The 22,388-nt window shown below is 70.0% G+C and carries 21 protein-coding genes; 12 read left to right on the top strand and 9 right to left on the bottom strand.

The window, feature by feature from the left end; genetic code table 11:
* Positions 1 to 33 precede the first annotated feature (33 nt).
* Positions 34 to 1,008, bottom strand: a complete 975-nt coding sequence (locus GGR64_RS13430; protein WP_184646472.1) for a WYL domain-containing protein — start codon at positions 1,006 to 1,008, stop codon at positions 34 to 36.
* A 76-nt stretch (positions 1,009 to 1,084) separates the two neighbouring features.
* On the opposite strand from GGR64_RS13430, the gene GGR64_RS13425 reads away from it, so the two are divergent.
* The 3 genes from GGR64_RS13425 to miaB all read left to right on the top strand — a co-directional run bounded on the left by GGR64_RS13425 (position 1,085) and on the right by miaB (position 4,466).
* A complete protein-coding gene (locus GGR64_RS13425; RefSeq protein ID WP_160965867.1) occupies positions 1,085 to 1,699 on the top strand; it encodes a glutathione S-transferase family protein in 615 nt (204 codons plus the stop codon).
* Between the two features lie 108 nt (positions 1,700 to 1,807).
* A complete protein-coding gene (locus GGR64_RS13420) occupies positions 1,808 to 2,845 on the top strand; it encodes a DUF4344 domain-containing metallopeptidase (protein WP_167087791.1) in 1,038 nt (345 codons plus the stop codon).
* A 154-nt stretch (positions 2,846 to 2,999) separates the two neighbouring features.
* Entirely contained in the window at positions 3,000 to 4,466 is a 1,467-nt protein-coding gene (miaB, locus tag GGR64_RS13415; RefSeq protein ID WP_184646470.1) for a tRNA (N6-isopentenyl adenosine(37)-C2)-methylthiotransferase MiaB, read from the top strand.
* Positions 4,467 to 4,483: 17 nt separating this feature from the next.
* Here the strand turns inward: miaB and GGR64_RS13410 are convergent, their stop codons facing one another.
* Entirely contained in the window at positions 4,484 to 5,146 is a 663-nt protein-coding gene (locus GGR64_RS13410) for a winged helix-turn-helix domain-containing protein (RefSeq protein WP_184646468.1), read from the bottom strand.
* A gap of 71 nt (positions 5,147 to 5,217) precedes the next feature.
* Here GGR64_RS13410 and GGR64_RS13405 point away from each other — a divergent pair, with 71 nt between their 5' ends.
* The 9 genes from GGR64_RS13405 (at position 5,218) to GGR64_RS13365 (ending at position 12,833) form a co-directional block, all read left to right on the top strand.
* On the top strand, positions 5,218 to 5,715 hold the full coding sequence (locus GGR64_RS13405; RefSeq protein ID WP_184646466.1) for an OsmC family protein: 498 nt from the start codon (positions 5,218 to 5,220) through the stop codon (positions 5,713 to 5,715).
* Entirely contained in the window at positions 5,712 to 6,143 is a 432-nt protein-coding gene (locus tag GGR64_RS13400) for an ACT domain-containing protein (protein WP_184646464.1), read from the top strand. The genes GGR64_RS13405 and GGR64_RS13400 overlap by 4 nt, the downstream gene beginning before the upstream one ends.
* 366 nt (positions 6,144 to 6,509) lie before the next feature.
* On the top strand, positions 6,510 to 7,496 hold the full coding sequence (locus GGR64_RS13395; RefSeq protein WP_184646462.1) for a PhoH family protein: 987 nt from the start codon (positions 6,510 to 6,512) through the stop codon (positions 7,494 to 7,496).
* Positions 7,493 to 8,059, top strand: a complete 567-nt coding sequence (locus GGR64_RS13390; RefSeq protein ID WP_184646460.1) for a hypothetical protein — start codon at positions 7,493 to 7,495, stop codon at positions 8,057 to 8,059. The genes GGR64_RS13395 and GGR64_RS13390 overlap by 4 nt, the downstream gene beginning before the upstream one ends.
* A 182-nt stretch (positions 8,060 to 8,241) precedes the next feature.
* Positions 8,242 to 8,727 carry an rRNA maturation RNase YbeY gene (ybeY, locus tag GGR64_RS13385; protein WP_184646458.1) on the top strand — a complete coding sequence of 162 codons (486 nt, stop codon included), beginning with the start codon at positions 8,242 to 8,244 and terminating at the stop codon, positions 8,725 to 8,727.
* Between the two features lie 169 nt (positions 8,728 to 8,896).
* Positions 8,897 to 9,511 carry a hypothetical protein gene (locus tag GGR64_RS13380; RefSeq protein ID WP_184646457.1) on the top strand — a complete coding sequence of 205 codons (615 nt, stop codon included), beginning with the start codon at positions 8,897 to 8,899 and terminating at the stop codon, positions 9,509 to 9,511.
* 111 nt (positions 9,512 to 9,622) lie between these two features.
* Entirely contained in the window at positions 9,623 to 10,504 is an 882-nt protein-coding gene (locus tag GGR64_RS13375; protein WP_160965847.1) for a transporter associated domain-containing protein, read from the top strand.
* Between the two features lie 44 nt (positions 10,505 to 10,548).
* A complete protein-coding gene (locus GGR64_RS13370; RefSeq protein ID WP_260303028.1) occupies positions 10,549 to 11,787 on the top strand; it encodes a DUF4105 domain-containing protein in 1,239 nt (412 codons plus the stop codon).
* 50 nt (positions 11,788 to 11,837) lie between these two features.
* Positions 11,838 to 12,833 carry a magnesium and cobalt transport protein CorA gene (locus tag GGR64_RS13365; RefSeq protein WP_160965899.1) on the top strand — a complete coding sequence of 332 codons (996 nt, stop codon included), beginning with the start codon at positions 11,838 to 11,840 and terminating at the stop codon, positions 12,831 to 12,833.
* Between the two features lie 143 nt (positions 12,834 to 12,976).
* On the opposite strand, the gene GGR64_RS13360 is transcribed toward GGR64_RS13365, so the two are convergent.
* The 7 genes from GGR64_RS13360 to GGR64_RS13330 all read right to left on the bottom strand — a co-directional run bounded on the left by GGR64_RS13360 (position 12,977) and on the right by GGR64_RS13330 (position 21,963).
* Positions 12,977 to 14,341 (bottom strand): NAD-dependent succinate-semialdehyde dehydrogenase, encoded by a 1,365-nt coding sequence (locus tag GGR64_RS13360; protein WP_184646453.1) that lies wholly within the window; start codon positions 14,339 to 14,341, stop codon positions 12,977 to 12,979.
* A gap of 191 nt (positions 14,342 to 14,532) precedes the next feature.
* Positions 14,533 to 15,384, bottom strand: a complete 852-nt coding sequence (locus tag GGR64_RS13355; protein WP_160965843.1) for an ABC transporter permease subunit — start codon at positions 15,382 to 15,384, stop codon at positions 14,533 to 14,535.
* Positions 15,381 to 16,343 carry an ABC transporter permease subunit gene (locus GGR64_RS13350; RefSeq protein WP_184646451.1) on the bottom strand — a complete coding sequence of 321 codons (963 nt, stop codon included), beginning with the start codon at positions 16,341 to 16,343 and terminating at the stop codon, positions 15,381 to 15,383. The genes GGR64_RS13355 and GGR64_RS13350 overlap by 4 nt, the downstream gene beginning before the upstream one ends.
* Entirely contained in the window at positions 16,340 to 17,482 is a 1,143-nt protein-coding gene (gene potA / locus GGR64_RS13345) for a polyamine ABC transporter ATP-binding protein (protein WP_017912269.1), read from the bottom strand. The genes GGR64_RS13350 and potA overlap by 4 nt, the downstream gene beginning before the upstream one ends.
* Before the next feature lie 137 nt (positions 17,483 to 17,619).
* Positions 17,620 to 19,128 (bottom strand): efflux transporter outer membrane subunit, encoded by a 1,509-nt coding sequence (locus tag GGR64_RS13340; protein WP_184646449.1) that lies wholly within the window; start codon positions 19,126 to 19,128, stop codon positions 17,620 to 17,622.
* 7 nt (positions 19,129 to 19,135) lie between these two features.
* A complete protein-coding gene (locus tag GGR64_RS13335) occupies positions 19,136 to 20,713 on the bottom strand; it encodes an MDR family MFS transporter (RefSeq protein WP_184646447.1) in 1,578 nt (525 codons plus the stop codon).
* Positions 20,710 to 21,963 (bottom strand): HlyD family secretion protein, encoded by a 1,254-nt coding sequence (locus GGR64_RS13330; RefSeq protein ID WP_160965835.1) that lies wholly within the window; start codon positions 21,961 to 21,963, stop codon positions 20,710 to 20,712. Before GGR64_RS13330 ends, GGR64_RS13335 begins: the two co-directional genes overlap by 4 nt.
* Positions 21,964 to 22,388: the final 425 nt, after the last annotated feature.

Here is a 22,388-nt window from a genome sequence, read left to right as displayed (position 1 = left end):
GAGCGGTCAGTGTGCCCTCCCTGGCCGTAGCACCTATCCCACCGGAACCGACTCCGGCACCTGCTCCAGCAACGCGTTCAGCGCCTCGCGCAGCGCCGCACGCACCTCGGGCGTAGCCTCCAGCCCGGCGAACGGCACGCCGAGGGTTAGCAACTGCGCTGCCAGCCACGGTATCGCGTCGGCCAGCAGCGACAGCCGACAGTGGCCGTCGGCTTCGTCCTGCAGGGTGCCGCACCACAGCGGAATGCGCGCGCCCAACTCGGCGGCGCTACCGCGCAGCCGTACGCTGAGGGCGAAGCCCAGCGCCTGCGGGCTGTAGCGGATCGCCGCATCGACCATGGCCGCCGGTTCCTGCGGCGGCAGGCGCAACGCCGCCGCCGCGCCGAGCTGCAAGGGCGGCGCGATGCGCTCGGCGCGGAAGGTACGCCAGTCGGCACGGTCGCGGTCCCAGGCCAGCAGGTACCAGCGGCGGCCGGCATTGACCAGGCGCAACGGCTCCACCAGGCGCTGGCTGGCGCGGCCGCCGTGGTCGCGGTAGGCGAAGCCGAGCAGGCGCCGATCGCGGCAGGCGCTGGCGACACCGATCAGCACCCGCGTGTCCGGCCGCAGCGGGTCCTGGCCCAGCGCCAGGGTCGCCCCCTGCAAGGCCTCGGCGCGCTGCCGCACCCTCGCCGGCAGCAGCGGTTCGAGCTTGGCCAGCACCCGCACCGCGGTGTCCTCCAGGCCGGCCATGCTGGCGCAGGCAGCGCGCAGCGCCACCGCGACCGCCACCGCTTCGTCCTCCTCGAACAGCAGCGGCAGCATCTGCGCGCCCGCCGCGAGCCGGTAGCCGCCGCCGACGCCGGCCGCCGCCTCCACCGCATAGCCCAGCGCGCGCAGCCGCTCCACGTCGCGGCGCAGGCTGCGCCGGTCCACCCCCAACCGCGCCGCCAGTTCGGCGCCGGACCACAGGCGGCGGGTCTGCAGCAAGGCGATCAGGCGCAACAGGCGGGCGGCGGGCGATGACATCGGTGCACGCTATTGCGGACAGAAGCTGTCCGCAATGGGGTCTAGGCTGTGCGCACCGACCACCCAGGAGCCGCCCATGACCGCCGACCGCCACGTCACCCTGTTCCACAACCCGCATTCGCGCTCGCGCGGCGTGCTGATCCTGCTCGAGGAACTGGGCGCCGACTACGCCATCGAGCGCATCGACTTCGATCGGCAGGGGCAACTGGCGCCGGAGTACCTGGCGATCAACCCGATGGGCAAGGTGCCGGCCATCGTGCATGCCGGCGCGGTGGTCACCGAACAGGGCGCGATCTACCCCTACCTGGCCGACCTGTATCCCGAGGCCGGCATGGCGCCGCCGATCGGCGACCCGCTGCGCGGCCCCTACCTGCGCTGGCTGGCGTTTTACGGCGCCTGCTTCGAACCGGCACTGGTCGATCGCGCGCTCAAGCGCGCCCCGCCGCCGCGGGCGATGTCGCCGTATGCCGACTGCGACACCGTACTGGCGGTGGTGGACGCGCAACTGGCGCGCGGCGACTACCTGCTCGGCGACCGCTGCAGCGCCGCCGACGTGCTGTGGGGCAGCGCACTGGGCTGGATGCTGGGGTTCGGCCTGCTCGACCCGCCGGCACCGACCCGCGCGTACGCCGAACGCATGGCGGCACGGCCGGCGGTGCAGCGCGCGCTGGCGGTGGACGCCGCCGCCTGAGCCCTGCCAGCGACGCCGCAGCTTTCCTGCAGAGAGTCTGCACCGTACCATTCGCGTTGCGTGTGCTCCGCGCACGGACTCGCCATCGACGCCAAGGAAGACATCGCCATGCAAAAGATCTTGATCGCAATTCTGCTGTTCGCGTTGCTGGCGGTCAGCGGCGCCTGGGGATACAGCACCTGGAAGGCGCAACAGGCCGCCCCGACGGCGGCAGCGCCGGTGGCGGCAACCGCGGCCAAGCCAGCCGACCCCAAGCAGGCCGCGCCCGCCGAGGCCGACAAGGCCGCCGGGGCTCCGCCGGCGCCGGCCGCGGATGCAGTGGCCGCGGAAGGGGTCAAGTTCACCTACGAGTATGTCGCGCCGAAGAATCCCGACCTGAAGGAGGCGCACGACTTCGCCGTCGACATCGACATCCTGCATCGCCTGCCCGAGATCAACGCGATGGACGGGATGCTGATGCTGCCGGGGCCGCTGCATCTGATCGCGGCCGAATGCGGCCAGATCAATGCCTTTTACTCGCCCGCCAAGCACGAATTGGTGATGTGCTATGAAATGGTGGACATGCTGGTCAAGGTCGGCGCCGGCCTCGGCGAACAGAACCAGGATCAAAACTTCAGCGCACGCTTCCTGCTCGCCAACGCACGCTTCATCATGCTGCACGAATTCGGCCACGCGCTGATCGACATGCTGAAGCTGCCCAGCACCGGCCGTGAAGAGGATGCTGCCGATCAGTTGGCCTCATCGCTCATGCTGATGTTCATGGCCCCCAACGAGTCGCCGAGCATTCTGGCTGAGAACCTGCGCCTGGCCGGTCTGTTCTTCATGCTGAACACCAAGGAACAGTACGGCGCGGCCGACTTCGCCGACGAGCATTCGCTCGGTCAGCAACGCTTCTACAACCTGATGTGCATGCTGTACGGGCACGACCCGGCCAAATACCTGCGCCTGGTCACCAGCGGCATGCTGCCCGAGGACCGTGCCCTGCGCTGCCAGACCGAAAGCGAACGCATCACTACCGCCTGGGCCAAGTTGCTGCTGCCGCATCTCGCACCCAAGTACCGGATGAGCGGCGAAGAGGCGCAGCGGCGCTACGACGAGGCCAAGCGCAAGCAGGAAGAGAACGCCGAATCCCCCTACGTGCGCTGAGCCGCACCCGGGCGGCCGGCGACAACGCCGGCCGTCTGCGCCTTCCGTGCCGGACTGGCCACCGCGCAACGTCCTGGCGCGGTTCCCGATACACTATGTGGCTCACCGCAGCCGTCGCCGGCTGCCCGCCCGCAACCCGTCTGGAATAAGCGCCATGCCCGGGACGCCCGCCCCTGTTTCGCCGACCGCGACCGCCGCCGCGGACGTCCCCGCCCTGCTGCCGCTGCCGAGCGCACGGCCGGCACCACCGACCGTGGTGCGCGGCAAGCTGTACATCAAGACCCACGGTTGCCAGATGAACGAGTACGACTCGGCCAAGATGGCCGACGTGCTCGCCGCGTCCGAGGGCCTGGAGCTGACCGACAACCCGGAAGAAGCGGACGTGGTCCTGGTCAACACCTGCTCGATCCGCGAGAAGGCGCAGGAGAAGGTGTTCAGCCAGCTCGGCCGCTGGAAGGCGCTGAAGGCCGGCGGCAAGCCGGTGATCATCGGCGTCGGCGGCTGCGTGGCGTCGCAGGAAGGCGAGGCCATCGTCAAGCGGGCGCCCTACGTGGACCTGGTGTTCGGCCCGCAGACCCTGCACCGGCTGCCGGAACTGATCCGCGCGCGGCGCGAATCGGGCAAGTCGCAGGTGGACATCAGCTTCCCCGAAGTCGAGAAGTTCGACCGCCTGCCGGAGCCGCGCGCCGAAGGCCCGTCGGCCTTCGTGTCGATCATGGAAGGCTGCTCCAAGTACTGCTCGTTCTGCGTGGTGCCCTACACCCGCGGCGAGGAGATCAGCCGGCCGTTCGAGGACGTGCTGGTGGAAGTGGCGCAACTGGCGGCGCAGGGCGTGCGCGAGATCAACCTGCTCGGCCAGAACGTCAATGCCTACCGCGGTCCCTACGCCGACGCCGAGGCCGGCGAGGACCTGCAGCATGCCGACCTGGGCCTGCTGATCCGCAGCATCGCGCAGATCGAGGGCATCGGCCGCATCCGCTTCACCACCTCGCATCCGCTGGAGTTCAGCGACTCGCTGGTGGAGGCCTACCGCGACGTGCCGCAGCTGGCCAACTACCTGCACCTGCCGGTGCAGGCCGGCAGCGACCGCATCCTCAGCGCGATGAAGCGCGGCTACACCGCGCTGGAGTTCAAGCAGAAGATCCGCAAGCTGCGCGCGGTGCGCCCGGACATCTCGATCAGCTCGGACTTCATCGTCGGCTTCCCCGGCGAGACCGACGCCGACTTCGACAAGACCATGAAGCTGATCGAGGACGTGGGCTTCGACCAGAGCTTCTCCTTCATCTATTCGCGGCGCCCGGGCACGCCCGCCGCCGACCTGGAAGACGACACCCCCGAGGCGGTCAAACACGCGCGGCTGGCGCGGCTGCAGGCGCACATCAATGCGCATGCGCAGCAGATCTCGCAGGGGATGATCGGCAGCGTGCAGACCGTGCTGGTGGAAGGGCCGTCGAAGAAGAATCCGGCCGAGCTGACCGGCAAGACCGAGAACATGCGCTCGGTGAACTTCCCCGGCCACCCGCGCCTGGTCGGCCAGTTCGTCGAGGTGACGATCACCGAGGCGCTGAGCAATTCGCTGCGCGGCCGCCTGCACCTGGCCGAGGACGACGCCGCGGCCTGAGCGGCGGCGGGTGCGTTCTATTCGAGCGCGCTGAGGAACCGTTCTCCGCGCGGGCCGATCTGCACGGCCCGCGAATCCGGCACACGCCGGGCCAGGCCGTTGTCGAGCAGATACCCGAGCATGGCGCTGCCCAGCGCACCGGCGACGTGGTCGCGGCGCTCGCTCCAGTCCAGGCACGGCCGGCACAACGGCCGGCGCGACGCACGCAGCGCCGCCACGTCGATGCCGATCGCCGCGCACCAGGCCGCGCCGGACGCGCTCAGGGCCATGCCATCGCTGCACAGCAGGTGCCCGCGCGCTTCCATCTGCTGGCGCCAGCGGATCGCCAGGTCGCCGGCGAGGTGGTCGTAGCACACCCGCGCCCGGCGCAAGGCGGGATCCGCCGGACCGACCCGCCGCGTCGACGGCGGCGCCAGCCCCATCATCGCCTCGACCGCCGCGGCGACCTGCGCGCCGGCCAGGCGGAAATAGCGATGCCGACCCTGGCGCGCCACCACGAGCAAGCCGGCGTCGACCAGTTGCGCCAGGTGCCGGCTGGCGGTCGACGGCGCCACCGCGCCGTCCAACGCCAGTTCGCTGGCGGTACGCGCCTGGCCGCTCATCAGCGCCGCCAGCATGCGGCTGCGCGCCGGGTCGCCGAGCAGGAAGGCGGCGCGCGCAAGCAGGGTGTCCTCGCTCATGCTTCGATTCTAGACGAAGCATGGCGCCACGCCGGCGCCTACCGTGCCCGCTCTCCACACGAGGCAGGCGCATGACCGACACGCTCCACCACTACGCATCGCAGTTGCACTGGACCGGCAACCGCGGCAACGGCACCGTCGACTACAGCGGCTACGGTCGCGACTACACGCTGCAGGTTCCCGGCAAAGCGGCGCTGGCCGGCAGCGCCGACCCGCGCTTCCGCGGCGACCCGGCGCTGCACAACCCCGAGGATCTGCTGGTCGGCGCCCTCGCTGCCTGCCACATGCTCACCTACCTGGCGCTGTGCGCGCATGCCGGCATCCGGGTGCTGGCCTACGAGGACCAGGCCCAGGGCTGGCTGGAGGTGGTTCCAGGCCAGGGCGGACGCTTTCGCGAGGTGGCACTGGCGCCACGGGTGACCATCGCGGCGGACGGCGATGCGCGCCGCGCGCAGGCCTTGCACGCGCAGGCCCACGCGCAGTGCTTCGTCGCCAACAGCTGCGCCATGCCGGTGCGTTGCGAGGCGACGATCGTGTGCCTGGACGGTTCGCCGGAGGCAGGCCGATGAAGGACGTCGAAATCCGCCTCGAAGACCGCCCCGGCGCCCTGTCCGCCATGGCCCAGGCACTCGGCGCGGCCGGCATCAGCATCGAAGGCGGTGGCGTGTGGCGCGTGGACGGACGCGCGGTCGCGCACTTCCTGTTCGACGCCGCCGCACCGGCAAGCGAGACCCTGCGCGCGCGCGGTTTCCACGTGGCCGCCGAACACCCGGTGGTGAGCCTGCGCCTGGACCAGGAAACGCCAGGGCAGCTCGGCCTGCTGACCGGCATGCTCGGCGCCGCCGGCATCAACATCGCCGTGCAGTACAGCGACCACCACGGGCAACTGATCCTGGTCGTGGACGATCCCGCCGGCGCACGCGCGATTGCGGGCGCGTGGATGCAGGCCCGCGAGGCGCGCTGCGAAGGCGACACCGACGCTGGCGATCGTCGATAAGACGCGCCGCAACCGATTCCGCGGAACCAGCGCCGCCGCCATGCAGGCGTTGCCGGGCGGATCGGTGCGATTTTTTCGCCAGCACAGGCCGGGGCCTTGCGCAGCGAGGTATTCGCGCGGTTGTCCACAGGCTTTTGGACAATCGATCCACATCCATTGTGGACAACGTTGCCATCGCCGCGGCGCGAGGATCGCGGCGGTGGCGCCGCGCCTGCGCGCGCCGATCCGCACGGCGCACCTCCACCGCGGCGGCCTGCGCACCACGACGGCGCCGCCGCGCGCCCTTCACTGGCCCGGCTACGCGCTGCGCGCTACCCTTTGCGCCCCTCGTTTCTTCGACGCCGCCGCTGGCGGTGTGCGCCCGCCATGACCACCCCTGCGCAACGCGACTTCACCCTGGATCCCGCCGACACCGAGCGCCTGGCCAACCTGGCCGGCCCGTTCGATGCGCACCTGCGGCAGATCGAACTGCGCCTGGGCGTGGAGATCTCCAACCGCGGCAACGTGTACCGGGTGACCGGGCCGGAGCAGGCGGTGGCGGCGGCCGAGCGGCTGCTGCAGGCGCTATATGTCGAGGCCGACCACGTCACCTTCGACGACCAGGAAATCCACCTGCGGCTCAATCAGTCCAACGTCGACCAGGTGGCGCAGCGCGCATACCAGCCGCAAGAAGTGGCGATCAAGGTCAGGCGCGGCACGGTGCGCGGCCGCGGCGCCAACCAGGCCAAGTACCTGCACCAGATCGCCACCCACGACATCAACTTCGGCATCGGCCCGGCCGGCACCGGCAAGACCTTCCTGGCCGTGGCCAGCGCGGTGGAAGCGCTGAACGAATCGCGGGTGCAGCGCCTGATCCTGGTGCGCCCGGCGGTGGAGGCCGGCGAGAAGCTGGGCTTTTTGCCCGGCGACCTCAGCCAGAAGGTCGATCCCTACCTGCGCCCGCTGTACGACGCGCTGTACGAGATGCTGGGCGTGGAGAAGGTGGTCAAGCTGCTGGAGAAGAACGTCATCGAGATCGCGCCGCTGGCGTACATGCGCGGACGCACCCTCAACGACGCCTACGTGATCCTGGACGAGGCGCAGAACACTACCATCGAGCAGATGAAGATGTTCCTGACCCGGCTCGGCTTCGGCAGCACCGCGGTGGTCACCGGCGACCTGACCCAGATCGACCTGCCCAAGCACGTCAAGTCCGGCCTGCGCGACGCGATCGAGGTGCTGCACGAAGTAGACGGGGTGAGCTTCACCTTCTTCGAGGCGCGCGACGTGGTCCGGCATCCGCTGGTGGCGCGCATCGTCAACGCCTACGAGAAGCGCGACGTCGTCGACCGCGCCACCGGACCCGCCGCATGATCCGGCCCTGGCCCGGCCTGCTGGCAGCGATGCTCGGCGTGGCCGGTGGCGCCAGCGGCCATTCGTCGGACCCGCCGCGCGCGCAGAACCCGGCGCCGCAACGCATCGCCCTGGCGCAAGCGCTGACCCCGCCCTGCCTGTCGATCGTGCAGGACGCGGCCAGCATCGGCCTGCCGCGCGACGTCCTCGAGCGCGCTGCGGCAATTTCTCGCACCTCGCCGACCGCACCGCGCGGCGACGAAGCGCAACGCCTGGCCTGGATCGCCGGCACCCGCGCGCAAGCGCTGCTCGATGCGGCCGAAACCGCCGGCGTGACACGCGATCGCTTCGGCTGCAACGCGCTGGCCTACGCCAAGGTGCCAGCGGACAGCCTCTACCTGGTCGGCCGCCTGCTCGAACGCGGCCAGGCCGCCGTATGGCTCTCTGCTTCGGGGCGCTTCGCCGCCACGGTGGAGATCCGGCACGACAATCCGCAATGCCAGCAAGGCCCGATGGGCAGCGTGGCGTACCGCATAGACGCCGAAAAAAAGCCCGTGCTGTTCCTGGTCGAATGCGTCACCTGAGTCTGTAGTGGCGCGTCTGCCGCTCCAGGACAAGGCGTGCATGACCGGAACTGCACAGCGGACGCCGGCATCGACCGCACGACAGTGATCGAAATCGCCTACGACGCCGGCGACGGGGCGTCGCCCTGAGCGCGCGTTAGCGCGATACTGTGGCACCCACCGCTGCACCCGGCCGTTCCGCCATGACCAAAGGTCCCGTCCGCCTCGATGTCGGCGTCAGCTACGCCCTGCCCCGTGCCGGGCTGCCGGCGGCGCCGAGCTTCCGCAAATGGGTCGCCGCGGCGCTGAAGGGCCGCATCCGCGAGGCCGATCTGGCGATCCGCCTGGTCGACGACCGCGAAGGCCGCGCCCTCAACCTGCATTACCGCGGCAAGGACTACGCCACCAATGTGCTCAGCTTCCCGGCGGAACTGCCGGAGGGGCTGCCGAAGGGCGTCAAGCTGCCGCTGCTCGGCGATCTGGTGATCTGCGCACCGGTGGTGGCGCGCGAAGCCGCCGAACAGGACAAGCCGCTCAACGCGCATTACGCGCACCTGACCGTGCACGGCGTGCTGCACCTGCTCGGCTGGGACCACGAGGACGACAAGGAAGCCGAGGCGATGGAGCAACTGGAGCGAGAGATCCTCGCCGGCCTCGGCGTGTCCGACCCCTACGCCGGCGAGCGTTGATCCGATATCCCGCGCGCTCTGCCGCGACCGACCCTCACCCCAACCCCTCTCCCGGGGGGAGAGGGGCTCGGTGTGTCGCCCACCTCTCCCACGCTGGTCAAGCGCAGGCGCCGGCGGTAACGTGGCCGCGCGGCGATCGCCGCCCCGTTTTCCTTCGAGGTTCCGTGCGTTGATCCGTCCCTCGCTCGTCCTGCTCGCGCTCGCCTGCGCCGCTCCAGCGGTCGCCGCGCCTGCCGTGCCGCCGGCGGCAGCGCCTGCCGCCACCACGGCCGCCGATCCGGCCATCGACCTGCCGGCGCTGCTGGAATGCCGCCAGCACGTGGCCGACTTCAGTGCGCTGGCGCCGCTGCTGGCCGATCCGCTGAAGGCGGTGGCGCACGGCTGGCGACCGCTGCCGCAGTCCAACCTGTTCATGACCGAGTACGCGCTGACCCGGCCGATCCAGGTGTTCGGCTACAGCAGCGAGCGCATCGCCTTCTCCGGCTCCAGCGTGATGGCGATCCTGGACCTGCCCGACCCGCGGCCGCTGGCCAAGCGCCTGAACCTGGAAGCGGCGGTGGACACCCCGGAGAAGGCCATGTTCGGCCGCGAGGTACTCAGCCGCGACGTCCACGACCCCAAGACCGGCGAGCCGATGATCGAGTCGATCATCCTCAGCGTGTCCACGGTGAAATCGCACCCCGGCAAGACCCTGGCCGGCTGCAGCTACAGCCTGGACCTGCCCGAGGAACCGGGCGCGGCACCGGCACCCGACGCGCTGCATACTCCGCCCCCCGGCGGCTGAACCCGGGCCGGCGCGCCGCCGATGGCCCGCCGCCGGCGTCGCGATGCTGTCGCGACCGCCCTGCTAGACTTGGGGTTACCGCCCGTTCGACCGGGCGCCTACCCACAGAACATGTCAGAAGACGGACCGAGTAGCTCCTCCCCCGAATCCCACGAAAAACGTCGCGGCTGGCTGGAACGCCTGACCTCGGTGTTCTCCGGCGATCCGCACACCCGCGACGATCTGGTCGAGGTGCTGCGCGACGCGCAGCACGATGGCCTGATCGCCGCCGACACGCTGCGCATGATGGAGGGCGCGCTGTCGGTCTCCGAACTCACCGTCGGCGATGTGATGATCTCGCGCGCGCAGATGGTCTCGCTGCCGGTGGAGGCGCGCTTCCTCGACCTGATGAAGCAGGTGGTCGAATCCGGCCATTCGCGCTTCCCGGTGCATGGCGAGAACAAGGACGACATCCTCGGCATCCTGCTGGCCAAGGACCTGCTGCGCGGCGTGGTCGCCGATGACGGTCCGGGCACGGTGCGCGAACTGTTGCGGCCGGCGGTGCTGATTCCCGAGTCGAAGAAGCTCAACGTGCTGCTCAAGGAGTTCCGGCTCTCGCGCAACCACATGGCGATCGTGGTCGACGAGTACGGCGGCGTGGCCGGGCTGGTGACCATCGAGGACGTGCTGGAGCAGATCGTCGGCGACATCGACGACGAGCACGACGACGCCGAGGACGAGGCGTCGCTGATCGCCGCGCAGGCCGACGGCCAGTACGTGGTGGATGCGCTGACCCCGATCGAGGATTTCAACGAACGCTTCGGCGCCGACTTCCCCGACGACGACTACGACACCGTCGGCGGGCTGGTCACCGAGGCGATCGGCCACCTGCCCGAGACCGGCGAGGAACTGACCCTGGGGCGTTTCGCATTCCGTGTGGCGCGGGCCGACGCGCGCCGGGTGCAGGCCTTCCACGTGACCATCCTGCCGCCGCCTGCGCAGGACGGCGCTTGAGCACGCACGCCGTGCCGCGCAGACGCGCGGCCCGCTGGCTGGGAATGCTGCTGGCCCTGTGGGCCGGGCTGGCCTTCGCGCAGATCACGTCCGCGGATCCGGCGTCACCGCCGCCGCTGGCCGCACCGGCGCCCGTTACGGCTGCGCCCGCCGCGGCCGATGCCAGCGACCCGGCGCCGCGCATCGGCGTGGCCACGATGCAGCCCGGCGAAGTGTTCTTCGAGCGCTTCGGCCACGACGCCATCGTGGTGCTGGATCCGCGCACGGGCCAGGCCACCTCGTACAACTTCGGGTTCTTCGACCCCAGCGAACCGGGCTTCGTCGGCCGCTTCGCCGCCGGCGACATGCGCTACTACCTGGTCGCACTGCCGCTGCAGGAGGATCTGCAGCAGTACCGCGAGGCCGGACGCGGCGTGGACATCCAGTGGCTGGACCTGGCGCCGGCGCAGGCACGCGCACTCGAGCAGGCGCTGGCCTGGCGCGCACGCCCGGAGAATGCCCGCTACCGCTACGACTACTACACCGCCAACTGCGCCACGATGGTCCGCGACGCGCTGGACCGGGCCATGGGCGGGGCGCTGCATGCGCAACTGTCGGGCCGCTCGCGCGGCAACACCTACCGCAGCGAATCGGTGCGCCTGGCCTCGCCGGCGCCGTGGATGTGGCTCGGCTTCGACCTGGGCCTGGGCCCGTATGCCGACAAGCCGCTGTCGCGCTGGGAAGAAGCCTTCGTGCCGATGCGCCTGGCCGAGAGCCTGAACGAGGTTCACAACAGCGCCGGCCGCCCGCTGGTGCAGGCGCGCCAACAATTGCTGCCGCAGCGCCTGCCGCCGGAGCCGCCGGAACAGCTGCGGCACTGGTGGCCGTGGCTGCTGGTCGGGCTGGCCGCGGCGGCCGGTGTGCTGGCGCTGGGCCGCCGCCCGCGCTGGCTGGCCACGCTGGCGCTGCCGTTCTGGCTGCTGTGCGCGCTGGGCGGTGCGGTCCTGCTGTACCTGTGGGGCTTCAGCGAGCATCGCGCCGCCTGGGGCAACCGCAACCTGCTGCTGCTGGATCCACTGTGCCTGCCGCTGCTGGTCGGCGGCGTGGCGCTGCTGCGCGGGCGCCGCCCCGGGCGCTGGTTCGACGTGCTGCTGTGGCTGGTGGTGGCGCTGGCCGGCGCCGCGCTGCTGATCCACTGGCTGTCGATGCTGCAGCCGCAGTTCAACCTGCAGTGGATCGCACTGATGCTGCCGGTGCACGCGGCACTGGCCTGGGCGCTCACCCGCCCTCGCCCGCAGCCCTGATACCGTCGCGCCACCTCGCCACGCGCGTCTCCGCCGAACCCGATCCCGCCATGGCCTCCGCGACCGCCAATCCCGCCTGCGTCATCAACTGCGTGCACTACGACGGCCACGGCCGCCGCCACGACATCGCCCTGGAGCAGATCAGCGATGTGCTGGCCGGGCATGACGACGGCTTCGTCTGGGTCGGCATGTACGAGCCCGGCGACGCCGTGTTGCAGCAGCTCAAGGAAGAGTTCCAGCTGCACGAACTGGCGATCGAGGACACCCGCAAGGCGCACCAGCGGCCCAAGGTCGAGGCCTTCGGCAATTCGCTGTTCCTGGCGGTGCACACCGCGCAGGTGATCGACGCGCGCATCGTCTACGGCGAGACCCACGCCTTCCTCGGCGAGCGCTTCCTGCTGACCGTGCGCCATGGCGCCTCGCTGCCCTACGCGCCGGTGCGCGAGCGGCTGGAACGCGAGGCCTCGCTGATGAAACTGGGGCCGTCGTATGCGCTGTACGCGGTGCTGGACTACATCGTCGACAACTACCAGCCGATCCTCGACGACTTCCGGCAGAGCCTGGAACGCCTGGAGACGGACATCTTCGCCGAGGCCTATCGGCGCGACACCGCGATCCGCCTGTACGAACTCAAGCGCGAACTCAACCAGATGCGCCTGGGCGTGGCGCCGCTGCAGGACGTGCTGGCGCACCTCAAGCGCCACCCCGGCCCGCTGATCGCCGAGGAAGTAAGGCTGTACGTGCGCGACGTGCTCGACCATGCGGTGCGCACCAACGACGCCATCGACACCCTGCGCGAAATGCTCGGCACCGCGCTGAGCGTGAACCTGTCGCTGGTCACCCTGGCCCAGGGCGAGACGGTCAAGCGCCTCGGCGCCTGGGCCGCCCTGCTCGCCGCCCCGACCCTGATCACCAGCTGGTACGGCATGAACTTCAAGCAGATGCCGGAACTGGAATGGCCCTGGGCCTACCCGCTGATGGTCGGCGGCGTCGCCGCGGTGTGCGTGGCGCTGTATGTGGCGTTCAAGCGGGCAAGGTGGCTGTGAAGCCGGGATTGGAGATTGGGGATTGGGGATTCGTTGAAGCGGTGCGCTGCGCCTGATGGTTTAAAGCCTGGGTTGCACGGGCTGCATCAGCGGAGGGGATCCGCTGTTGCGAATCCCCAATCCCCACTCCCGAATCCCCGCCCTCAAGCCACATACACCGTCTTGATGTTCATGAACTCGTGGATGCCATGCTCGGCCAGTTCGCGGCCGAAGCCGGAGCGCTTGATGCCGCCGAACGGGAGGCGCACGTCGCTCTTGACGATGGCGTTGACGAAGGCGGCGCCGCACTCGAGTTGACAGGCCACGCGTTCGCCGCGGGCGCGGTCGCCGGTCCACACGCTGCCGCCGAGGCCGAACGTGGTGTCGTTGGCCACGCGTACGGCTTCGGTTTCGTCGGCCACGCGCAGGATCGCCGCGACCGGACCGAACAGTTCTTCGTCGTAGGCCGGCATGCCCGGTGCCACGTGGTCGAGGATCGACGCCGGATAGCCGGCGTGGCTGCCGCGCTCGGGCTCGCAACCGAGCAGCGGCTTGGCCCCCTTGGCAATGCTGGCCTGCACCTGCTTGTGCAGTTCGTCGCGCAGGTCCTGGCGCGCCATCGGCGCCAGCGTGGTCGCCTCGTCCTGCGGATCGCCGAGGCGACGCTCGGCGGTGGCGGCCACGAAGCGACGCACGAATTCGTCGGCGATCGCCTCCACCACCACGAAACGCTTGGCGGCGATGCAGGTCTGCCCGGCGTTGTCGAAGCGCGACTTCACCGCCGCGGCCACGGTAACGTCCAGATCGGCGTCGTCCAGCACCACGAAGGCGTCGCTGCCGCCCAGTTCCATCACGCACTTCTTCAGCTGCCCACCGGCGTTGGCGGCGATGGAGCGGCCGGCGCGCTCGCTGCCGGTCAGGGTGACCGCGGCCACCCGTGCATCGCGCAGCACCTCGGCGGCCTGGTCGTTGTCGATGTGCAACACGTCGAACACGCCGGTCGGCAGGCCGGCGTCGGCCAGCACCTTGGCGATCGCGTCGGCGCAGCGCGGCACGTTGCTGGCGTGCTTGAGCAGGGCGACGTTGCCGGCCATCAGCGCCGGCGCCAGGAAGCGGAACACCTGCCAGATCGGGAAGTTCCACGGCATCACCGCCAGCACGCAGCCCAACGGTTCGTAGCGCACGTAGCTGCGCTGCGCATCGGTGGCCACCGCCTGCTCGCGCAGGTACTCGGCCGCGTGCTCGGCGTAGTAGTCGCAGGCCGCGGCGCACTTGTCGAGTTCGGCCAGGGCTTCCTTGCGCAGCTTGCCCATTTCCGCGGTCATCACCCGCTGGATCGCGTCGCGCTGGTCGCGCAACTGCGCACCGACCTTGCGCACCAGCGCGCCGCGCTGCTCCAGCGGCGTCGCCGCCCAGCCCGGGAACGCCTGCGCCGCGGCGGCCAGGCGCTGCTCGACGGCAGCGGCATCCATCAGCTCGAGACTGTATTCGACCTGGCCGTTGGCCGGGTTGACGGTGTCGTAAGGCATCGCGCGGACTCCTCGGAAAATGTCCGGTCAGCCTAGCGCGGCGGAAGTTGCGGCGGCGTGGCGATCATGCCGAGTGCGATGGCTCACAGTGTTCCGCAAGGCCCGTAGGAGCGGCTTTAGCCGCGACGGGGCCGTTACCGGCAATGCCCAGTCGCGGCTGAAGCCGCTCCTACGCGGAGCAACGCAACACCTTAGCCGGCTTGCTGCTGAGCCAGCTGGATATCGCGCTGACGCCGCTTCTCGTTGCGCGCCATCAACCACCAGCCGACGACGGCGGCGATCGACACCGCCAGCACCATCAGCGTGGCCAGCGCGTTGATCTTGGGCTTCAGGCCCATGCGCACCGAGGAGAACACGGTCATCGGCAGCGTTGTCGAATCCGGGCCGGCGACGAAGTTGGCGATCACCACGTCGTCCAGCGACAGGGTAAACGCCAGCAGCCAACCCGACACCAGCGCCGGCGCGATGATCGGCACGGTGATCAGGAAGAACACCTTGAGCCGGTTGGCGCCCAGGTCCATCGCCGCCTCTTCCAGCGAGCGGTCCAGCTCCTGCAGGCGCGAGGACACCACCACGGTGACGAAGGACAGGGTGAAGGTGACGTGCGCGGCCCAGATCGCCATCACCCCCTTGGGCGGGATGCCGAGCACGCCGCCCATCGACACCAGCATCATCATGATCGACAGGCCGATGATCACCTCGGGCATCACCAGCGGCGCGGTCACCAGCGCGCCGAACAGGCTCTTGCTGGGAAAGCGGCGGAAGCGGGTCATCGCCATCGCCGCCAGCGTGCCGAGCACCATCGACGCGGTGGCGGTCCAGAACGCCACCTTCAGGCTGATCCACGCCGCCTGCAGGATCTGCCGGTCGCGCAGCAACTCGCCGTACCACTTGGTGGAGAAGCCGGCCCACACCGTCGCCAGCTTGGAGGCGTTGAACGAATACACCATCAACAGCAGGATCGGCAGGTACAGGAAGGCGAAGCCGGCGCCCAGCACCGTCCAGCGCAGCACCGTGCCCATGCCGCCGCGCGCGCCGCTCATGCCTGCCCGCCTTCGAGCTGGCGCTGCTGGTAGCGGTTGAAGATCAGGATCGGCACCATCAGCAACGCCAGCATCGCGATCGCCACCGCCGAGGCGGTCGGCCAGTCGCGGTTGTTGAAGAACTCGCCCCACAGCACCCGGCCGATCATCAGCGTGTCCGGACCGCCGAGCATCTCCGGGATCACGAACTCGCCCACCGCCGGGATCATCACCAGCATGCAGCCGGCGACGATGCCCGGCCGCGACAGCGGCAGGGTCACGGTCAGGAACGCCTTCCACGGCGGCGCGCCGAGATCGTAGGCGGCCTCGAGCAGGCGCTGGTCCAGCTTGACCAGGGTCGCATACAGCGGCAGCACCATGAACGGCAGGTAGCAGTAGACGATGCCGATGTAGGCCGCGACCGGGGTGTACAGGATGTGCAGCGGCGCATCGATCAGGCCCAGCGCCAGCAGCGCCCGGTTGAGCACGCCGTTGCTGTCGAGGATGCCGATCCAGGCATAGACGCGGATCAGGAACGAGGTCCACGACGGCAGCACCACCAGCATCATTGCGATGTTGCGCGCCGACGGCGACAGCCGTGCGATCGCGTAGGCCATCGGGTAGCCGATCAGCAGGGTCAGCGCGGTGGAGATGCCGGCGATCTTGATCGAGCCCCAGTAGGCCTCGATGTACTGGTGGTCGCGCAGCAGCGCCAGGTAGTTCTGCAGGGTCAGCTTCAGCGTCAGCACGCCGTCGCGGACCTGCAGCAGCTCGCTGTATGGCGGGCTGCGGATCGCCTGTTCGGCGAAGGAAATGCGCAGCACGATCAGGAACGGGATCGCGAAGAACAGCAGCAGCCACAGGTACGGTGCGGCGATCACCAGCCAGCGCATCGCCGGCAGGGAGCGCAGGCGCAAGCGCTGCTGCAGGCGCAGCCGCAGTGTCGAGTCGGGCGGCACCGGCACGACGGGCGCGCTCATGCGGTCAGCACCACGCCGTCGTTGTCGTCCCACGACACCCACACCGTGTCGCCCCAGGTCATGCCTTCGCTGTCCCAGCGTTTCTGGTTGGCGAAATTGGATTGCACGCGGATACCGCTGGGCAGGCGCACGTGGAAGATCGAGTGGCTGCCGAAATAGGCGATGTCCTCGATGGTGCCGCGCGCCTTGTTGTAGGTCTGCTCGGGTTCGCCCTTGGTGATCCAGACCTTCTCCGGACGCACCGCGAACGCCACCTCCTGCCCTTCCACGCCGGTGATGCCGTGGCTGATGTAGATGGGCACCGGGAACTGCGGGCAGAGCACGGTCACGTGGTCGGGGTGGTCTTCGCCGATGCGGCCCTCGAACATGTTCACCGAGCCGATGAACTCGGCAACGAAACGGCTGTTCGGCGACTCGTAGATGTCGCCCGGGGTACCGACCTGGCGGATGCGCCCCTGCTCCATCAGCGCGATGCGCGTGGCCATGGTCATCGCCTCCTCCTGGTCGTGGGTGACCATCACGCAGGTCACCCCCGAGGTCTCGATGATGGACACCAGCTCCAGTTGCATCTGCGAGCGCAGCTTCTTGTCCAGCGCGCCCATGGGTTCGTCCAGCAGCAGCAATTTCGGCCGCTTGGCCAACGAGCGCGCCAGCGCCACGCGCTGCTGCTGGCCGCCGGAGAGCTGGTGCGGCTTGCGCTTGCCGAGCGTGCCCAGCCGCACCAGCTCCAGCATCTCGCCGACGCGGCTGGCGATGGCGCTGCGCGACAACCCGTCCTGCTTCAGCCCGAAGGCGATGTTCTGCTCCACGCTCATGTGCGGGAACAGCGCGTAGGACTGGAACATCATGTTGAGCGGCCGCTGGTACGGCGGCAGCCCATCCAGCGGCTGGCCGTCGAGCACGATGCGGCCGCGGCTGGGCTGCTCGAACCCGCCCAGGCAGCGCAGCAGCGTCGACTTGCCGCTGCCGGAGCCGCCGAGCAGCGCGAAGATCTCGCCCTGGCCGATGTCCAGATCGATGTCGTCCAGCGCGACGAACCCGTCGAACTCCTTGCGCAGGCCGGCGATGGACACATAACCGGCCCCCTTGGCCGGCGGCGGCGCCGGCAGATGGTCGGTTCTCGCTTCGCTCAACGCCATTGGTGATTTCCCCGTGAAACAACGCCGTCGTGCGGAGCGCCGATGCAGTGGCGACCGCGGCGCGGTGAACCGCAGTGTAGCTGTGACGGCGCGGGATTCGGGAGTCTGGATTGGGGATTGGTAAAAGCAGCGCGCGCTCAGTGCGCCGTGGCTGGCGCTGGCGCGGACGACGGAGCCTCCGGTGCCGCCCAACCCAGGCCCAGACTCTTCTGCAACGCGACGTAGCGCAGCAGCACCTGGGTGTGCGCCTGCAGCGCGCTGTCCTGCGCGGAGGCTTGCTGGCGCTGCACGTCCAGCGCATCGATCAGCGACGAGGCGCCGGCGGCATAGCGCTGCTGCAGCAACGCGGCGGAACGATCCGCCGAGGCCGCGGCCTTGTCCGCCGCCAGCGCCTGCTGGCGCGCGGCGCCGAACCGCGCCAGCGCGCCGTTGGCATCCTGCAGCGCGGCCAGCACCGTGCCCTCGTAGGCGGCCACCCGCGCGGCATTGCCGGCACGGGCCTGCTCGACCTTGGCGCGGGTGCCGCCGAAGTCGAAGATCGACCAGCGCAGGAACGGCGCCACCACGCTGTTGACCGCGTCGCGGCCGAGATCGCCCGGCGAGGTCGCGGCCATGCCGATGTTGCCCAGCAACGTGACCTGCGGGAAATACGCGGTCAGCGCTTCGCCGATCTTCGCCGACGAGGCGGCCAGCTGGCGCTCGGCACGGCGCACGTCCGGGCGCCGCCGGATCAGCGCGCCGGCATCGTCCACCGGCACGCTGGCCGGCAGCGTCGGCAACGGGCGGTCGGCGGCCAGTTCGGCGTCGAGCGCCCCGGGCTCGCGGCCGATCATCAGCGCCAGTTGGTCCAGCGCCACCTGCGCCTGGGCCTGCAGGTCCGGCAGCACCGCTTCCTGCTGCTGCAGTTGGGCCTGCGCGCGTTCCACCTGCAGGTCGGCGTCGGCGCCGCGCTCGCGGCGCTGCCGGGTCAGTTGCAGGGTCTGGCGGGCGGCCTCCAGATTGCGCTGGGCCACGGCCATGCGCGCACGGGTGCTGCGGTAGCCCAGGTAGGCCTGCCCCACTTCGGCGGCGATCTGCACCTGGGTATCGGCGAGGTCGGCCTCGTCGGCCTGGGCATCGGCCAGTGCGCCCTCGCTGGCGCGGCGGCGGCGGCCGAAGAAATCCAGTTCCCAGCTGGCATCGATGCCGACGCTGTAGAGCTGTGCGCGCGGATCGATCTCCACCGGCTGGCCGGTGCCGGCGGCGATGCTGCCCAGGCGATCGGTCAGCGCATCCGGCGCGTGCGCGTTGAGATAGGCCGCGTTGGCGCCGACGCTGGGCAACTGCTCGGCGTGGCGCTGGTCCACCAGCGCGCGCGAGGCGCGCAGGCGCGCCTGTGCCACCCGCAGGTTCGGGCTGTGCTGCAGAGCCTGCTCGACCAGCGTGTTCAACTGCGGGTCGTGCAGGGTTTCCCACCAACGCTGCGGCGGCGGTGCCGGCACCACCCCGGCGGCGGCGGCCGTGGCATCGGCGCGATGCAGCCGAGGCTGCGCCAGCGCCGCCTCGGCCACCGGCGGCGGCTTCACGTAGTCCGGGCCGAGCATGCAGGCCGACAGCAGCGACGGCAGCGCGGCGGCGACAAGAACGCGGGAGAAACGCTGGGCCATGGAATCCTCAATGCATCGCGAGCGGAGCGCCGCCCTTGGGCAGCGGCTTGAGCAGGAACGCCAGCGGGATCGTGCAGACCACGATCACCCCGAAGATCCAGAACAGGTCGTTGTAGGTCATCACCAGCGCCTGCTGCTGCACCAGCCGCGCCAGTTGCGCCAGCGACTGCATCGCCGCGCCGGCACCGGAGACCGATTGCAGTTGCGCGCTGATGCCGTGCAGGTAGTCCTGCGCCAATGGAGAGTTGGCGGTGGTGCCGCTGCCGAGCATCTGCGTATGGAACACCATGCGCCGCTCCTGGAAGGTGGAGATCAGCGCCAGGCCGATCGAGCCACCCATGTTGCGCGCGGCATTGAACAGGCCCGAGGCGTCGCCTGCCAGGTCCGGCGGCACCGAGGAGATCGCCGCCTGGTTCAGCGACATCATCGCCAGCGCCAGCCCGCAGCCCTGCAACAGCTGCCCGGCGACGAAGTGCATGCCGACCGACTCGGCGGTCAGGTGCATGTTGACGAAACAGGCCGTAGCGAAGCAGGTCAGCCCGCCGAGCACCAGCACGCGCACGTCCACCGTGGTCAGCAGCTTGGGCATCATCGGCATCAGCAACACCGTGGGAATGCCCGACAGCAGCACCACGTAGCCGGACTGCTCGGTGTTGTAGCCGGAGATCACCGCCAGGAACTGCGGGATCATGTACATGACCCCGAACAGGATCATGCCCACCGCCATCACCATCACGAACACCGCGCCGAAACTGCGCTGCAGCAGGATCGACAGGCGGATCACCGGCTGCCGGCTGAAGAACTGCGAGGCCACCAGGGCGATGAAGCCGACCAGGGAGATCACGCTCAGCAGCACGATCTCGGTGGATTCGAACCAGCGCTCGCGCTGGCCTTCTTCCAGCACCACGGTCAACGCGCCCAGCCCCGCGGTCAGGCCGAAGATGCCGAGCCAGTCGGCATCCAGCAGCCCGCGCAGGTACATGCGCTCGTGCGGCAGGCCGAGCAGCAGCAGCGCCACCAGGCCGGCGCAGACCGGCACGTTGAGGAAGAACGCGTAATGCCAGCTGACGTTCTCGGTGAGCCAGCCGCCCAGCAGCGGCCCGATCACCGGACCCAGGATCACGGTCATGCCGAACAGCGCCGTGCCCAGGGTCTGCTGCGCTGGCGGCAGGCGCGTGGCGACGATGGTCAGCGCGGTGGGGATCAACGCGCCGCCGGCGAAGCCCTGGCCGACGCGGCCGAGGATCATCATGGTCAGGCTGTTGGACAGCCCGCACACCACCGAGAAGAAGGTGAACAGCAGCGCGCAGATCAGCAGGAAATTGCGCAGCCCGAGGGTGCGCACGAACCAGCCGGTCAGCGGGATCATCACGATCTCGGCGACCAGGTAGGAGGTCGAGATCCAGGTGCCCTCGGTGCCGCTGGCGCCGACCTCGCCCTGGATGGTCGGCAGCGCGGCGTTGACGATGGAGATGTCCAGCGTCGCCATGAACGAACCGATGGTGCCGGCGGCGACCGCCAGCCAGGCGCCGCTGTCGGCCTTGCGCGGCGCCTGCGCGCCAGCCGCCGCGGCCGCTTCGCTCACGGGTTGCGCCCGCGCGGGGCGACCGCATCCTGGCCCTGCGCGTCTTCCTGCTTCACGCGCTCCTTGGCGTCCTTGGCGCCGCGCGTATCGACGGTCACGGTGACCGACATGCCCGGCACCAGCACCTTGCGCGCTTCCGCGCCGGCCTTGAGCCGGATCCGCACCGGCACCCGCTGCACCACCTTGGTGAAGTTGCCGGTGGCGTTCTCCGGCGGCAGCAGCGCGAACTGCGAGCCGGTGCCCGGCGCGATGCTCTCGACCACGCCGTCCAGTTCCACGCCCGACAGCGCATCGACCTCGATCCGCGCCGGCTGCCCGGGCCGCATCAGCCCGACCTGGGTTTCCTTGAAATTGGCGCTCAGGTACAGCGCCTCCACCGGCACCACGCTCATCAGCCGGGTGCCGGCGGCGACGAACTGGCCGACCTGCACGGTCTTGTCGCCGATGCGGCCGGCGATGCGCGCGGTCAGCCGGGTGTCCTCCACCGCCACCTGCGCCTGCGCGGCGTCGGCCTGCGCCTGCACCAGCGCGGCGCGCGCCTGGTCGAGCTGGGCACTGGTGCCCTGCACCTGGCTCTCGGCGGCGACCACCTGGGCCTTGGCCGCGTCGAACTGCGCCTGCGCACGGTCGCGGTCGTGCAGGATGCTTTCGTAGTGCTCGTGGGTGTCGGCACCGGAGGCGGCCAACGGCCCGAAGCGCTTGGCCTCACCCTGGGCGAAGCGCAGACTGGCGGCGGCCGCGGTCACCTGGGTGCGTGCCTGCAGCAGGCTGGCGCGCTGCGCCTGCAGCCCGGCCTCGGCGGCGGCGATGTTCGCCTGGCGTACCGCAATGGCGGCCTGCGCCTGCTCCAGCGTGGCGCGGTAGGTGCGCGGGTCGATCTCCAGCAGCGGCTGCCCGGCGGCGACGGTCTGGTTGTCGCGCACGTATACCGCGGTCACGTAGCCGTTGACACGCGGCGCCACCGCGACCGTGTCGGCCTGCAGATAGGCGTTGTTGGTCTCCTGCAGGTAGCGGCCGGTGGTGAGGTAGTAGATCAGCCACACCACCAGGCCGATCACCACCACCAGGCCGATCAGCAGCAGGGTCCATTTGACCTTCGGGTTCTTCAGCGGCGACGGAGTGTCGGCCTTGCCGGCGTCGTCGCCGCCCGCGTCGTCCCGGCGCTTGCCGGCCTGGCCCTGGTCGGCGTGGGCGTCGTGCGCGGCGGCCTGCCGCGGCGCCTGCGAGGAGTCTGGGTCGTGGTTGCTCAAGTCGCTGATTCCTGGGGAGAGGAAGAACGTCGCCGGGTCGGGACGGCGACACCACCAAACGGTAGCGTACGCCGGCCGGCGCATTATTTGTACCGGCGAGTACAGAGTGTGTGAGCATCGCGTGGCGATGGCCCTGCGGCGTCTACACGATTTGCGGACGCTTGGGCAGCGCCAGACCCGGTCGCCTGCGCCGAGGGAGCGATTTCCGGTCTCCCATGCCGATAGGGAAGCCATGTGTCGGGCTGCGCCGTGCAGCCGCGCGGCGAGGCGCTATCGGGAAGGCCCGTCGCGGCTGAAGCCGCTCCTACGGGAGCGGTTCCTGCCTGTCCGATCTCAACCGGGAGAGCCCGCCGGCGCGGTACCTGCGTGCGCCAGCAAACCTTGTAGGAGCGGCTTCAGCCGCGACGAGCGAAGACGCCAGATGT

The organism is Xanthomonas sp. 3307 (genome assembly GCF_014199735.1).
Taxonomy (GTDB): domain Bacteria; phylum Pseudomonadota; class Gammaproteobacteria; order Xanthomonadales; family Xanthomonadaceae; genus Xanthomonas_A; species Xanthomonas_A rydalmerensis.
This window is presented reverse-complemented; position numbering and strand designations above follow the sequence as displayed.